Source organism: Rufibacter sp. DG15C (genome assembly GCF_001577755.1).
Lineage (GTDB): Bacteria > Bacteroidota > Bacteroidia > Cytophagales > Hymenobacteraceae > Nibribacter.
The window spans coordinates 3,185,478-3,200,525 of record NZ_CP010776.1 but is presented as its reverse complement, the minus strand read 5'-3'; the positions used below and the strand labels follow the sequence as shown (position 1 = coordinate 3,200,525).

Sequence of the window (15,048 nt, the reverse complement as noted above, 5' to 3'; positions counted from 1 at the left end):
CAGGGCATGGATAAGAGCCTTTTTAGAAGGTATTAGGTCACTAATGAATCTCATGCCATCCTATGTCATACCCATTGTCATAAGATGAAGACTAGATTGCATAAAGGACTTTAAAGTTTGAACGTGCAAAACGCCTCATTCATCGAAATATCTTTTTTATCTTCTTGTAGAACCTTGAAATTTATATTTCCCTTATAGTGAGAAACTGCCAACAAAGCTTTCAATGCTGAAGTTATACTTTTCAGGTTTTAAGCATGTTGCACGGTGCAAGGGTTGAAGAAAATCAATCAGTTTATCTTGCGACCTACTATTTTTTTATAAAGGCTAAGTTGAGTTTCTCAAAAGCCTTCGCTGATGGGTACCCAGGTCTGATTTATTTGTTTTTTCTTTGTTTACTGAAAGACTGCTGGCACCGGTCCTATCCACAAGGCTGATTTTATATATTTGAAAAATTCCACCATACTCCACCTTCTGCGTTTTGGCAAATCGCGCATGAAACTAATCACCACCATCCACTTGGGCATCGGGTTTATCTTGCTTATGTTCTGCATAGTGACGCTGGGGTATGTGCAACAAACCAGACAGGTACGTGCAGACATTAATGAAGTGTTGTACGCCTCCAACACCATTAAGCAGTCTGAAACCGCCCAAAAGCAGTTGATTGATATGGAAACAGGCTTTAGAGGCTACCTTTTGACCGGCGAAGAAGCTTTTTTAGACCCTTATTATAGAGGCCAGAAGGATTTCTTCACGTCACTGGCCACACTAGATACCTTAACAGAAGCGCTTCCTACCCAGAACAAGATTGTTCATACCATTGGCGATGAGGCTAACGTTTGGATTACCACCTTCACTGAGCCTCTAAGAAAAGCGAGGGCTGTTTCAAGTACAAGCCCCGTTGCCAAAGCTTATTATGATTCACTGTTCAATGCCACGGCGCAGCGGGCAGTGGGTAAAAAGATTGTGGACGGCATACGAGCCAAGTTCACCATAATTGAAGAGGACGAGGAAATTGCCAAACAACTAAGGGTAAAGGAATTGAATGGTTCCTTTGCCAGAACCAATTACATTGCCATCGGGCTTACGTTGATTGCCATTCTGGCGGGCGTGTTAATCTCCTACATGATTGGCAAAAGTATTAGCCGGCGGTTTGTGAAAATGACGGCGCTGGCCAACAGCATTGCCAATGGAAACTACAACGTGGCCTTGGTGGATGACCGAAAGGATGAGATAAGCAGCCTGACCAAGTCTTTAAACAAGATGGCGGCCAAGTTGCAGGACAGTTTTGCCCACTTAACCAAAGTAAACAAGGAGCTGGACCAGTTTGCCTACGTGGTGTCTCATGACCTGAAAGCGCCTTTACGGGCCATTAATAACCTAGCTGAGTGGATATCTGAAGACCTCACAGAAAAAGATCCAGACATTCTCCAGAACCTGTCTATGATGCGGGGCCGCGTGCACCGCATGGAGAACCTCATCAACGGCATTCTGGATTACAGCCGTGTAGGTAGAAAAGAACTACCCAGCACACACTTTTCTGTGCAGGACCTTTTGAAGGAAACCATAGAGAACCTGTCCCCTCCTCCCGGGTTCAAGATTGTGGCTACTACCCCGCTTCCTACCTTGTTCACAGAGCGAACCTTATTTTATCAAGTGTTGGCGAATCTCTTAAGCAATGCCTTTAAGTACCACCACAAAACCGAGGGCCTCATCCAAGTACGCTGCGTGGAACTGTCAGACGTTTACCAGTTTGAAGTGGAAGATGACGGTCCGGGGATTCCGCAGGAGTATCACAAGAAGGTGTTTGGCATGTTCCAGACCATGGAAGCCCGCGACGTGAAAGAAAGCACGGGCGTGGGCCTGGCCATCGTGAAAAAGATTGTAGAGGAAAAGGACGGTGAAATCTGGATTGAATCAGTGAAAGGAAATGGCTCCATCTTTAAATTCACCTGGCCCAAAGAGAAAGTGGTAGATGCTTCCCAAGAGGAAGAAGAGCTTAACCAAGAAGTATAATGAACCAAGCCCCAGACACTACCTGCCAAGAGCAGCTTGCCCTCTTAAAACAAGAGTATGAAGAGTTTGCCTACATTGTCTCTCATGATTTGAAGGCTCCTTTGCGCGCCATTTGTAACCTGTCTGGCTGGATAAGTGAAGACCTAGGCGAAAACATTGACCCAGACATCGCTCATAACATCAAACTTTTGCAAAACCGGGCAGAACGCATGGAGCGCATGATCAATGCCGTGTTGTCCTTCTCGCGGGTAAACCGTCAGGAACTTGACATAGGAGAGGTAGATGTAAAAGAGTTGGTACTAGAAGTAGCGGCTCTTTTTCAGAAAAGCCATGGCCTACACTTAACGGTAGAGCCGTTGCCTACGTTTACTACTTATGCCAAGAAACTAGAGACCGTTTTTGCTAAGCTTCTAGAAAACGCCGTCACCTTTAATGAGTCAGGAAAACCAGAGGTACACATCTCTGCTGCAGAGCAGGAGTCGTTTTATACCTTTACTGTGACGGACAATGGCATAGGTATTAGTGAAGACGCCAAGGAAAAAGTATTCAAGCTGTTTTACACGGTGCAACCCAAAGACGAGGAAGAACACCTAGGCGCGGGCCTTACCATCGTGAAAAAGATAGTGCAGTTTGTAGGGGGCACCATTCAGGTGCAGCCTACCATGGACCAAGGTGCCACGTTTCAGTTTACCTGGCCTAAACATATTTTATAATAGTAATTACCTATTAGGTTATATATCATGGAAGAGAAAGTGGTAAACATATTGTTGGTGGAGGATGATGAAGTGGATATCATGAACGTGCAGCGCGCCTTCAAGAAAAACAACATCAACAACCCCTTGCATATAGCCCATAATGGCATTGAGGCTCTGGAGATGCTACGTTCTAATGCCATCCCCATGCCGCCCATCATTATCCTAGACATTAACATGCCCAAGATGAACGGCATTGAGTTCTTGCAGGAACTGCGGCAGGACCCTGTTCTCAACAGAATAAGCGTGTTTGTGATGACCACCTCTAATGAGGACAGTGACAAGATAAACGCTTACAATCTAAACGTGGCCGGCTATATCTTAAAACCTTTGTCATTTGAGAAATTCATCTCGGCGGTGGCTACTTTGGACCGGTACTGGAAGCTTTGTGAGCGTCCATAAGGAACAGCCATTTATTATCAATGTAAACTTTTGCCTTTAAAGCCACGCCATTGAATAGCAAGAACACGCCCATCCTGTTGGTAGAAGATGACCCACTGGATGTAGAAAACATACGCAGAGCTTTTAAGGCTCAGGGCATGGAGAACAAGGTATATGTGGCCAGCACCGGCACCATGGCCTTGGACATGCTTTTGGGCACCTCAGAAGAAGTCTTGTCTCCTGCACCCAAAATCATCCTGCTGGACCTAAACCTGCCAGGCATGGGCGGATTGGAAGTTTTGCAGGCTATTAGGGCTAACCACGCCTTGAGGTCTTGCAGCGTGTTTGTCATGACTTCCTCGCATGATGAGAAAGACGTACTCAATGCCTATGACCTCAATGTGGCTGGCTATATTGTAAAACCCATCCAGTACGGATCCTACACAGAGACCGTGGCTACGCTCAATTCTTTCTGGGAATTGATTGAACTGCCCAATTAATCTGCCTTACCAGCATGGAGCCCCAAGTCCGACTTTTAGTTGTAGATGACGATGAAGTAGACCGCATGATCATAAAGCGGTCTCTGCACACTGCCAACGTAGACGCCGTAGTGACCAACGCTGCCAAGGGCGAGGAAGCCTTGCAAGCCTTGGCCCAAAAGCAGTTTGACTTTATTTTCATTGACTTCATGCTCCCAGACATGAATGGGCTGGAGTTGTTACAGATCATCAGGGAACGGGGCATTACCACACCGGTACAGATTGTCACGTCCCAGGGAGATGAGCGCATAGCCGTAGAGGCCATGAAGACCGGGGCCTCAGACTACCTTCCTAAGACCCTTCTGACCCCTGAGGGCATTTCGCAAAGCATCAGAAACGCAATTAGGCTCCACCGCATTGAAGAAGAGCGCCTTAGAACGGAACAGGAGCTTCGTCATACTCAGGAACAATTAGAAACCGTTATTTCTGGGGCACCTATCATTCTTTGGGCCATTGACAATGCCGGCAGTTATACCATGTGCCGGGGAAACGGGCTATCCTTGATTGGCCTGCAGCAGGATGAATTGGTGGGCACCTCTGCGTTCGAAGTATTCAAGGAGTTTTCTAGTGTAATGGCCTGCATGCGCCGCGCCTTAAGTGGGCATTCCTGTAAGTGTACCATTCAAATGCAGGCCGTCTGGTTTGACTGTCTGTTTCTTCCCATCCGGGATAATAATGTGGTGACGGGCGTCATTGGCGTATGCTATGATATCACAGAGCGCATTGTCATTGAACAGGAACTCAAGAACGCCAAAGACGCGGCCTTGGGAGTGGCGCGCGTAAAAGAGCAGTTTCTGGCCAACATGAGTCATGAGATAAGGACGCCCATGAACGGTATTCTTGGCTTGACCGAAGTGCTCTGGAACACCAAATTGGACGACAACCAACGGGATTACCTGCAAGCCATCAATACCTCGGCCAATAACCTCATGGTCATCATCAATGACCTTCTTGACTTCTCTAAAATTGAAGCCGGTAAAATCACCTTGGAGTCCATTCCTTTTGACTTGCGGCTGCTCATCAAGCAACTGCTCGCCATCTTAGAGATTAAAGCCAAGGAACGTAACAACACCCTTAAATTCTTACTGGACAGTGACATCCCAGATTTTGTGCAGGGAGACCCGGTAAGGTTGAGCCAGATCTTGAACAACCTCATTGGCAATGCCCTAAAGTTCACAGAAAACGGTAGCATAAAACTAAGCATTGAAGTAGTAGCCCAAGAAGCTGAACGGGTGTTTCTGGAGTTTACCGTCACAGATACCGGCATTGGCATTCAAGAAGAAAAGCTGGCCAGCATCTTTGAGAAATTCACGCAGGGCAGCAGCGATACCACACGTCGGTTTGGAGGGACGGGATTAGGTCTTTCCATTGCCAAAGAATTGGTAGAAGTACAAGGTGGCAAGATTGCAGTAGAAAGCCAGATAGGCCGCGGAAGCACCTTTAGAGTAGTAATTCCTTTTTTTAAGTCAGATGCCATTCCAGAATCCGTAGGCACGCATGCACCGGAGGCTGAGGTCTCTCTTGAAGTATTACAGGGCGCCCACATCCTATTAGCAGAAGACAACCCCATTAACCAACTGCTGGTCAAAAAATTACTGGAAGACGGCCGCATGACCTACCAGATTGCCAACAACGGCAAAGAGGCAATGGATCTACTGGCCGAGTATGACTTTGACTTAGTCCTAATGGATATGCAGATGCCCGAAATGGATGGCTATGAAGCGATGCACCACATCAGGCATGATATGGGGTCAAAAAGCAGCATTCCTATTATTGCATTGACCGCACACGCCAGCCAAGGCGAGGCTACCAAATGCATCATGGCAGGCGCAAATTCTTTTGTGTCTAAACCATTCAAGGCGCAGGTTCTACTGCATGAAATGGCCACGTTCTTGAGTCACAGAGCAAGCATTCCTGCTGCTTCCCCATTTGCCTCCCAAACGAATCCAGTCGCTCCAGCCGCATCCATTGCTGACGGTTTGCCATCAAATGAAATGGAAAATTCTCAGGGAATCAACCTGTCCTACCTAGAGCAATTCGCGGATGGGAATACGCAGTTCATGCTGGAAATCATAGAAATTTTCATAAGCCAGACACCCGGCCAACTTGAAGAAATGCAGGAGGCTGCCAGTAAATCTGACTGGACAGAGGTGCGTGCCCTTGCGCACAAGATGAAGTCCTCACTGGCTTTAATTGGAGTAGAAGAAATACAGGAACTAAACAGCCAAATTGAGCATTCTGCCTTGCATCGTGTGCACACTAATGAGCTTGAAAGCCTTATTGCGGAGTTGGCTCATTTGACACACAATGTAATTCAACAGTTGCAGGTAGAAGTGCAACGCCTGAAACACAGCGCGTAACATGGCAAAAATTTTAGTCATTGAAGATGAGCAGATGATGCTCAAAGCATTGGAGTTTAGACTGAAGAAAGATGGTCACCAAGTAGAAGTAGCCAGAGACGGCAAATCTGCCTTGGAAGCCATTGAGGCCAATCAATTTGACCTCATCCTCACAGACATCATGTTACCCTTCGCCTCAGGTTTAGAGATCATCAACTACTCCAAAAACATCTTAAATCGCCCTTCGCCCATCATCATACTATCTGCAGTAGGTTTAGAGAAAACGGTTTTAGAAGCCTTTGAACTAGGCGCCGATGATTTCATTACCAAACCCTTCAGCCCAAATGAACTGTCAGTGAGAGTAAAGAAGATCTTGCTGCGGGCCAAATAGGAAAACCCTCCATTTTTGGCCTAATTCTTAGAAAACAGGCCAAAAACAACAAGTAAAATCCCTGATAGCAACACTGCAAAAGCGTATAAATGATTAAAACTTTACTGTCTAAAAAGCGATTCCTTCTCCCTTTTCTCTTGGTTCTTACCCAACCTACAAAAGGGCAGCCTGTGCTTTCTTTTCAGTCTATGGATTTCTCTGCCCAGATGGCTTCCTCAGCATTGATTTCTGAAGAAACCTTCTTGTTAGAGGTTGAGCCAACTGCTCCTGCTCCTACAGAGTCAATTGAAACTGAACTTAGTACTTTGGCACCAGAGGTAGGGATCGTATATGCTCAACCAAGCAGTGAGAGCATTTCTCCGGTTATTAAGCCGGCAGTCAAAGGGGTTGATCCTGTAAAATCCTCAACTGCGGAAGACTCACCGCGCTTCCAATTCCCAACCATAGCAGAAAAAAAGCAAAGACTGCTCTCAGGTATTGAAAAGATCAGCCCTGTAAACCCTTACCAACACTGGGAGGATATTCGCCTGAGGCACAAAATATTGATAATCTTAATCACGGTCTTTTTTGTGCTCACTGTGGCCATGCTGATTGCGGTTTTGGCCAGCCGTTTTTACAAGTTAGCAGTGCAGGCCAATGCCGAGCGTTTACGAAAGCGGTATGAGCTGTTATTGATGCACGTCCTCTTTTTTGACGAAGACAAGCCATCTTCTGATTGGGACCAGGATAAGATTGTGCAACATTTTAAAAAGCACTACCTCAAAAGCGGTTTTAAGAGAAAAATCCTCATCGATGAGATTCTGGATTTGAACAAAAACTTCACGGGGCAGTTCGCAGAGAACCTTCGTCTGCTCTTTATTTACTTGAATTTGCAGAAGGACTCCTTCGCCTTGCTTCATAACCCACGTTGGAACTTGAAAGCCCAGGGCATCTGTGAGCTGGCCCAAATGTTGGTGTTTGAGGCGGCCCCCTATATCAAAGCGCTCATTAACCACTCCAATGACCTGGTCAGGATGGAATCGCATATTGCCTTGGTGAAGTTAGAGAAGCAAAGAGGCTTGTCTTTCCTGCATCAATTGCATAGGACCTTTACAAAATGGCAGCAACTTAATTTGCAAAACGCCCTTTCTAAGCTTGACCGGGAAGATATTCCAGATTTTAGTGAGTTTCTCTTTTCTTCTAACATAGAGGTTGTGGAGTTCAGTGCCAAGATGATTGGCATTTATAATCAGGTAAACGCCTTACCGGCAATAGAGGCTTTGTTGGGACATCCGGTAGAAGCCATTAGGTTGACGGCCATTGAAACCATACGGCTGTTAGATGCTGCCCAAGCAGTACCTGTTTTGCTGGAAAGGTTTGCCACAGACACCAAAGGCAACCAAGTGGCCATTCTCTCGGCGGTGGCTAGTTTGGGCGGCGCTCCCAATGATTTTTTTGCCCAGCAGCTTTTATCTGGGCATCATGATTTACAATTGGTGGCAGCCAAGGCTTTGCATGACTTGCAGGAATTGGAAAGCTACCAAGTACTGGAACCACAAATCCAAAACGCGCAGCTTCAGCAAATCATTAAACACGCCTTAGACAGCAGAAACTAACATGGCTTTCGTTTTTGAGCTCTTTACTGATTTTTTCAGCTATGGCATTTTGGTATACGCCATCACCTTGGCCGTCTCTTACCTGTTTCTGGCGGCAGTGTCAGGTATGGAGATGGTCTATTACAAACGCAAAAACAGCTTTACAGAGTACCGCGCCATTTTAACTTCGCCGCTGGCCCCGTCTGTTAGCCTGATTGCCCCTGCCTACAATGAAGGCCTGACCATTGTAGACAACGTGCGCTCCCTCCTGTCTCTGCACTATGCCAACTTTGAGGTGATCATTGTCAATGACGGCAGCAAGGATGACACGCTCCAGAAAATGATTGACGTCTATGAACTGGAGAAGGTGGAGTTTGCCGTCAATGAACGACTGTCCACCAAACCCATCAAAGGCGTGTACAAATCAACCAACAATGCTTACAGCAAGCTGGTGGTGGTAGACAAAGTGAACGGCGGCAAAGCCGATGCCCTCAACGTAGGCATCAACGTGTCTACCCAGAAGCTTATTACTTGCATTGACGTGGACTGCGTGCTGGACCAGAACTCCATCCTTAAAATGGTGAAGCCTTTTATTGAGACAGAGCATCCTACCATTGCCACCGGCGGCGTTATTAGAATTGCCAACAGCTGTGAGATTGAGGACGGCCGTTTAGTAAAAGTACACGCCCCCGAAAGTTTCTTGGCCAGAATTCAGGTATTGGAATACACTAGGGCCTTTTTGCTGGGCCGCATGGGTTGGAGCCGCATTGACGGATTGCTGCTCATTTCTGGGGCCTTCGGGTTGTTTGACAAAGAGATAGCCATTGCCGCCGGTGGCTATAACCACAACACCGTAGGCGAGGACATGGAACTCATTGTGCGCATGCGCCGCTACATGAAGGAGCGTAGGCTAAAATACCACGTGCACTTCATCCCTGATCCCCTTTGCTGGACAGAAGCGCCGGCTTCTATTAAGATTCTGGGCCGCCAGCGCAACCGCTGGACCCGCGGCACCATTGAAACGCTTCTATACCACAAGAAAATGTTCTTCAACCCTAAATATGGCGTTCTGGGTTTGGTAAGTTACCCATATTGGTTCTTTTTTGAATGGCTGGCCCCTTTAATTGAAGCTGGCGGCTTAGTTTACCTGCTGTTGGCGGCTATCATGGGGTGGCTCAACTGGCCATTCTTTCTGTTGTTATTGGGCAGCGTGTATACGTTTGCGGTAATGGTATCCTTCATGGCCATTCTCTTTGACGAGCTTTCTTATTATCAATACTCAGACCGGAAGGACATTTTCAAGCTCATGGGCACGGCGTTGCTAGAGCCGTTTGTCTACCATCCATTGACGGTGCGCTGGGCCGTTCTGGGCAATAAAGACTTGATTACCGGTAAGAAAAGCTGGGGCGAAATGACCAGAGCCGGCTTTGCAGCCAAGAAGGCCGCCTAAGATTGAGAAGAATCCGTTTTTGGGTTGTTTTGCGGAAATCAGGCCAAAAACGTACCTTTTGCCAAATATTCAGGTACTCCTATGCAAACCGCACTTCAGGCCAAGTTTGACCGCCTAGAACAACAACGCCAAGCTTACACCTCCCAACTCAATTCCCTCACGCCAGCGCAGCAAGCAAAGAAACCCGCAGAAGACCAATGGTCGGCGGCGCAGTTGTATTACCACCTCTGGAAGGTAGAGCAGGTGGTCATCCAATCCATCAAAGATAACATGGCCTCTGACCGCAAACGCCGTCCTATTTCTTTTAACACCCGCTGGCGCTCTTTTCTCCTGAACATGTTTCTCATATTACCTACCAAGTTAAAGGTGCCCAAAGTCATTGGCGAAATGCCCGAGACGGTAAACCCTATGGAGGTGGAGAAAAATTGGCAGGACACCAGGAACACCTTGCAGCAGTTTTTAACTGATTTCCCGGCTGAGTTGCTGGACAAAGAAATATTCAAGCATCCACGCGCCGGCGTCATCTCGCTGGGTCAGACGCTGGATTTTTTGATTGAACACGCCAATCACCATAAAAGACAGATGAAGAGCCTACTGCCTTAATTTAAAGCCAGGGACATCACTGCGGCCTTTTCTTGCGTACGGTTTTGTATGAACCAGGAAGAGAACATGCCCGCAGCAGGCTTCATGCGCGAAGCCATTCAATTGTCTATTGAGAAAATGAAGGAAGGCAAAGGCGGTCCCTTTGGCGCCGTCATTGTCAAGGATGGAAAAGTCATTGCCCGAGGCTACAACAACGTCACCTCTAGCAATGACCCTACCGCCCACGCCGAGGTGGACGCCATTAGAAAAGCCTGTCAAGCCTTAGGAACCTTTCAGTTGACCGGTTGTGAACTCTACACCAGCTGCGAGCCTTGCCCCATGTGCTTGGGCGCCATCTACTGGGCCCGCCCCGACCGCGTTTTCTACGGCAACACCAAGGCAGACGCCGCCGCTATCGGGTTTGACGATGCCTTTATTTATGAGGAGCTAAAACTGCCTCTCCACCACCGTACCATTCCCATGCAACAATTCCTCCGCGAAGAAGCTCTGAAAGGCTTTCAGGAATGGGAGAAGCACGAAGGCCGAACGGATTATTGATTGTTAATTGTTGATTGTCAATTGCTTGTTTACTCAAACAGAAGATAGCAACCCGTAGCTTTCGCTCAGAATAAATCTTTTTACCAGGACCATTCCGTTTTTGGTCTTATTTCACCAAAAAAGGCCAAAAACGAAGAAGCCCGAACCTACAGGTCCGGGCTTCTTTTATATCAAGCAATTAGCAATTGGCAATCAGTAATTATCTGCGCCCCATCATGCTGCCCAGTTTGGCAAGACCGCCTTTGGTGCCGGCCATTTTGTTCATGGACTTCATCATTTTGCGCATGTCGTTGAACTGCTTCATCAGGTTGTTCACCTGCTGAATGTTGGTACCAGAACCTTTCGCGATGCGGTTACGGCGGCTACCCGAAATCATGTCTGGGTTCTGACGCTCTTCCTTGGTCATGGACTTGATGATGGCCTCAATCGGTTTGAAGGCGCTTTCGTCAATCTCCACGTCCTTCATCATCTTGCTCACGCCCGGTATCATGCCCACCAAGTCTTTGATATCACCCATCCGCTTGATTTGCTCCAACTGCGACAAGAAGTCATCAAAATTGAACTGGTTCTTGCGGATGTTCTTGTTGATACGCTTAGCTTCGTCCTCGTCAAAGGTCTGCTGGGCACGCTCTACTAAGGAGATAACGTCACCCATGCCCAAGATACGCTGGGCCATACGGTCAGGGTAGAACAGGTCAAGAGCCTCCATCTTCTCACCGGTAGAGATGAATTTAATAGGCTTCTCTACTACGGCTCTAATGGAAAGAGCCGCTCCACCGCGGGAGTCACCGTCCAACTTGGTCAAAACAACACCGTCAAAGTTGATGCGCTCGTTGAACGTCTTGGCGGTGTTCACCGCATCCTGACCGGTCATGGAGTCTACCACAAACAAGGTCTCGGTTGGCTTGATGGCCTCCTTGATGTCGTAGATTTCCTTCATCATGGCCTCATCCACGGCCAAACGCCCGGCGGTGTCAATGATGACTACTTTTTTGCCGGTTTTCTTGGCATGCTCCACGGCGTTGCGGGCAATGGAAACCGGGTCTTTGGACTCGCGCTCCGCGTAGAACTCCACGCCTACCTGCTCAGCCAAAACGCTCAACTGGTCAATAGCCGCCGGACGGTACACGTCACAGGCCGCAACCAGAACGCCTTTGCCTTGTTTTTTCAAGAAGTTAGAAAGCTTACCTGTGAAGGTAGTCTTACCAGAACCCTGAAGACCGGCGATTAATATGATAGCTGGTGAACCAGTGATGTTGATGTCCTTCTTCTCGCCGCCCATTAGTTCGGTGAGTTCTTCGTGCACAATCTTCACCATCAACTGGCCTGGTGACACAGCAATGAGAACGTCGCGGCCCATGGCCTCGTCCTTGATTTTGTCGGTCACGGTCTTGGCCACCTTGTAGTTCACGTCAGCGTCCACCAAGGCGCGACGAACTTCTTTGATGGTCTGGGCAACGTTGATTTCAGTGATGCTGCCTTGGCCCTTAAGGGTTTTAAAGGCGCGGTCTAGCTTGGTACTTAAATTCTCAAACATGTGGTTTATATGGCTGAGTTAGGTGATTATCTAGTGTCAGTAACTACAAAAATACGCAGAATTTCGGCAAGTTCACCATCTTTTCAATACAGACGCGTATATTCGGAGGTTTCTAAACGTGTAACAATAAGAAACCGTTTTTGGCCTTTTTCCCGGAAAACAATCCAAAAACGAAACCTGTTCTTCTACCAGACTAAAAGTTAAGACCATTGCCTTTGGAATCTGCTGACAAAACTGCCGCTCAAAACGTGTTGTTCATGACGTATTACTGGCCGCCCTCGGGTGGGGCTGGGGTACAGCGCTGTCTTAAGTTTGTAAAGCATTTACCAGAGTTTGGGATTACGCCTACGGTCATCACTGTAGATGAAAAACAGGCCTCCTACCCTATTTTAGACCATTCTCTGGAGGGCGAGATACCGGCCAGCGTGCAAGTGATTAAAACCGCCACGCGTGAGCCGTTTGAGTTCTATAAAAAGATTACCGGCAAAAAAGACATTCCGTTTGGCGGCTTCGCGAACACCGGCAGAGAGAACTGGAAGCAGAAGCTTTTCAAGTTCCTGCGCGGAAACTTGTTCATCCCCGACCCGCGCATTGGCTGGAACCGCTTTGCCCTAGACGCTGCCACCAAGGTCATGAAGCGCAAGGACATCAAAGCGGTGGTCACGTCCAGCCCGCCGCATTCCACCCAGTTGATTGGCCTTAAGCTCAAACAAAAGCACGGCCTGCGTTGGATTGCCGACATGCGCGACCCCTGGACCGACATTTACTATTACCAGGACCTGAACCACACCGCGCTGGCCCAAAAGCTGGACGCCAAATACGAGCGCGAGGTCTTAGAGAACGCGGATGAAGTTATTGTAGTGAGTGATGACATGAAGCGCCTGTTCCTCAAGAAATCCGCTGCGCTCAACCCCAACAAGATACACGTGATTCCCAACGGCTACGACGAGGCTGACTTTGTGCACCCTTCCACGCCTTCTTCTGAGGAGTTCATCATCACCTACACCGGCACGCTCACCGAAGCCTACAACGTGGAAGGTTTCTTCCAGGCGCTCTGCGATACCGTGACCCGCAACCCGTTCATTAGGTACAAACTGCGGTTTGTAGGCAAGGTCTCGGAGGGCATCAAAAAGCAGATTGAAGGCGCCAGCCTGCCGCTCATTACGGAGTACATTGACTTTGTGCCGCATGACGAGTCCATCAAATACCTCATGTCCAGCACCGTGCTACTAATGGCGATACCGGACGTGCCCAACAACTTTGGGATTCTGACGGGCAAGCTGTTTGAGTACCTGGCCGCCAACAAACCCATCATCTGCATCGGGCCTATCCACGGCGACGCTGATAGAATCATTGACGAATGCGGCGCGGGCCGGGTGTTCCATTACTCGGGCTATGAACTGATGACTGACCACCTCATGCAGATGAGCAAGACCTGGAAAATCAACCCGAACCTGGACCTGCCTTTCATTAATTACACCCAGTATTCGCGCCGGGCGCTCACAGAAAAATTATCCAGGCTGTTAGTGTCCTAAGCGCCGTTTTCGGGCTGTTTACCAGAAAGTAGCTCTAAAACGCATACCAATATCCAGAGGCGTATCGTTTTCTGACCGTGAATATCCTTTTTGAGTACGTCCTCTTTCATTTTAGGAAACTGTACCATCTGCCTGCTACCTTAGAGATAAGCTATGGGCATGACGGCCAGAGCCGCATCCAGATTACGCAGACCACCAGCACCTTTTTTGAGCGCCAGCAGGCCCAGCCTGTGCAAGTGGTTTGGAAGGAATGGCGCGGCACCAAACTCCCCCTTTTCTTCGACGAGGCCATTGACCAGCCTTGGTTCTTCCAGAATACGCAAGGCCAGGTGATTGTGCCGTATGACGTCATCGCCTCGGCGTTTTACCTCTTGAGCGGATGGCAGGAATACTACGGCAAGGACCGCGATCAGTTTGGAAGGTTCCCTTTCAAAGCCTCGCTCCAGGCCCGGCACCGGTTCATCACCAAGCCATTGGTTAACTATTACTTTGGCGTCCTTCGGGAAGCCTTAGAAGTAGCCTACGGCCAAAAGATAGAACCCAAGCTTTGGGACGGGAAACCGTTTGCCACCTGCCTCACGCATGACGTTGACTACTGCCAAACTGCCTGGAAGGTAGCCGGCAAACCCGCCTTGCAAAAAGGGAACATTAAGCTCTTCCTGCAACTCTACCTCAAGCATCTGAAAGGCCAAGACGCGTGGTTCAACCTGCCCCAGGTGGAAAAAGAGCTTCTGGCGCTCAACGCCAAAGGCACCTTCTTCTTCCTCCCAGAAAAATCACCTTACCAAGGCCACCCAAACGCTGATTATGACATTGCCTCTCCTAAAATTCAAAATGAAATAAAAAGACTGAAAAGCGCAGGTCATGAGATTGCCCTGCACGGTAGTCACGGAAGCAGCCATAAAGCCCGTCAACTGAAGCAAGAGCGGGAGAAAATTGGGCAATCTGTTCAAGGCAACCGGTTTCATTACCTACGCTTTGACCCTGTGAAGTCATTAGAGGTTCTAGAGGAAACTAATATACACTACGACAGCAGTCTGGGCTTTCCTGAACGGTTTGGGTTCAGGAACAGCTACTGCCATCCGTTTAGGCTGTTTGATTTTAAAAAACGGCAGATGAGCGGCGTGTGGGAACTGCCCCTCAACCTGATGGACATCACCTTAAACCATCCCAACTACTTGCAATTGAAACCAGAGGAAGTGATGCCTGCCCTTACGCCCATGCTGCAGGAGATTGAGAAGTTCCATGGGGTGTTTACCCTGCTCTGGCATAATGAGAATTTCACGCCCTACGCGCTGCCCCAAGGCTTGGAACTGTTCAGGGAAATCACGCAGTACGTGCAAAAAAGAGGCTCTCAGTTTCTCACTGCTCAGCAAGCGGTGACCCTCCACTCCTGA

Annotated in this window: 13 protein-coding genes; 12 read left to right on the top strand and 1 reads right to left on the bottom strand. The window is 48.3% G+C overall.

From position 1 onward, the window contains the following. Window positions 1–492: 492 nt before the first annotated feature. The 10 genes from TH61_RS13675 to TH61_RS13630 all read left to right on the top strand — a co-directional run bounded on the left by TH61_RS13675 (window position 493) and on the right by TH61_RS13630 (window position 10,579). A complete protein-coding gene (locus TH61_RS13675) occupies window positions 493–2,013 on the top strand; it encodes an ATP-binding protein (protein WP_071887972.1) in 1,521 nt (506 codons plus the stop codon). Continuing rightward, entirely contained in the window at window positions 2,013–2,726 is a 714-nt protein-coding gene (locus TH61_RS13670; RefSeq protein ID WP_066510434.1) for an ATP-binding protein, read from the top strand. The genes TH61_RS13675 and TH61_RS13670 overlap by 1 nt, the downstream gene beginning before the upstream one ends. 27 nt (window positions 2,727–2,753) lie before the next feature. After that, a complete protein-coding gene (locus tag TH61_RS13665; protein ID WP_066510433.1) occupies window positions 2,754–3,167 on the top strand; it encodes a response regulator in 414 nt (137 codons plus the stop codon). A 50-nt stretch (window positions 3,168–3,217) separates the two neighbouring features. Beyond that, window positions 3,218–3,646, top strand: coding sequence for a response regulator (locus tag TH61_RS13660; protein ID WP_066510431.1), 429 nt, complete (start codon window positions 3,218–3,220; stop codon window positions 3,644–3,646). Window positions 3,647–3,660: 14 nt separating this feature from the next. Next, the gene (locus TH61_RS13655; RefSeq protein ID WP_066510429.1) at window positions 3,661–6,045 is read left to right on the top strand and encodes a response regulator; all 2,385 of its coding nucleotides are present in this window, start codon (window positions 3,661–3,663) and stop codon (window positions 6,043–6,045) included. Between the two features lies 1 nt (window position 6,046). Beyond that, a complete protein-coding gene (locus tag TH61_RS13650; protein ID WP_066510426.1) occupies window positions 6,047–6,415 on the top strand; it encodes a response regulator transcription factor in 369 nt (122 codons plus the stop codon). A gap of 542 nt (window positions 6,416–6,957) precedes the next feature. After that, complete coding sequence (locus TH61_RS13645; RefSeq protein ID WP_157600720.1) at window positions 6,958–8,010, top strand: HEAT repeat domain-containing protein; 1,053 nt, start codon at window positions 6,958–6,960, stop codon at window positions 8,008–8,010. A gap of 1 nt (window position 8,011) precedes the next feature. Then, window positions 8,012–9,439 (top strand): glycosyltransferase, encoded by a 1,428-nt coding sequence (locus TH61_RS13640; RefSeq protein ID WP_066510422.1) that lies wholly within the window; start codon window positions 8,012–8,014, stop codon window positions 9,437–9,439. Window positions 9,440–9,520: 81 nt separating this feature from the next. Then, window positions 9,521–10,042: a DinB family protein gene (locus TH61_RS13635; protein WP_157600719.1), complete on the top strand. Its 522-nt coding sequence runs from the start codon at window positions 9,521–9,523 to the stop codon at window positions 10,040–10,042. Window positions 10,043–10,090: 48 nt separating this feature from the next. Continuing rightward, on the top strand, window positions 10,091–10,579 hold the full coding sequence (locus tag TH61_RS13630; protein ID WP_304440549.1) for a nucleoside deaminase: 489 nt from the start codon (window positions 10,091–10,093) through the stop codon (window positions 10,577–10,579). Between the two features lie 199 nt (window positions 10,580–10,778). Here the strand turns inward: TH61_RS13630 and ffh are convergent, their stop codons facing one another. Next, entirely contained in the window at window positions 10,779–12,116 is a 1,338-nt protein-coding gene (gene ffh, locus TH61_RS13625) for a signal recognition particle protein (protein ID WP_066510417.1), read from the bottom strand. Window positions 12,117–12,331: 215 nt separating this feature from the next. On the opposite strand from ffh, the gene TH61_RS13620 reads away from it, so the two are divergent. Next, complete coding sequence (locus tag TH61_RS13620; RefSeq protein ID WP_231862224.1) at window positions 12,332–13,651, top strand: glycosyltransferase family 4 protein; 1,320 nt, start codon at window positions 12,332–12,334, stop codon at window positions 13,649–13,651. 77 nt (window positions 13,652–13,728) lie between these two features. Next, a complete protein-coding gene (locus TH61_RS13615; protein WP_066510414.1) occupies window positions 13,729–15,048 on the top strand; it encodes a polysaccharide deacetylase family protein in 1,320 nt (439 codons plus the stop codon).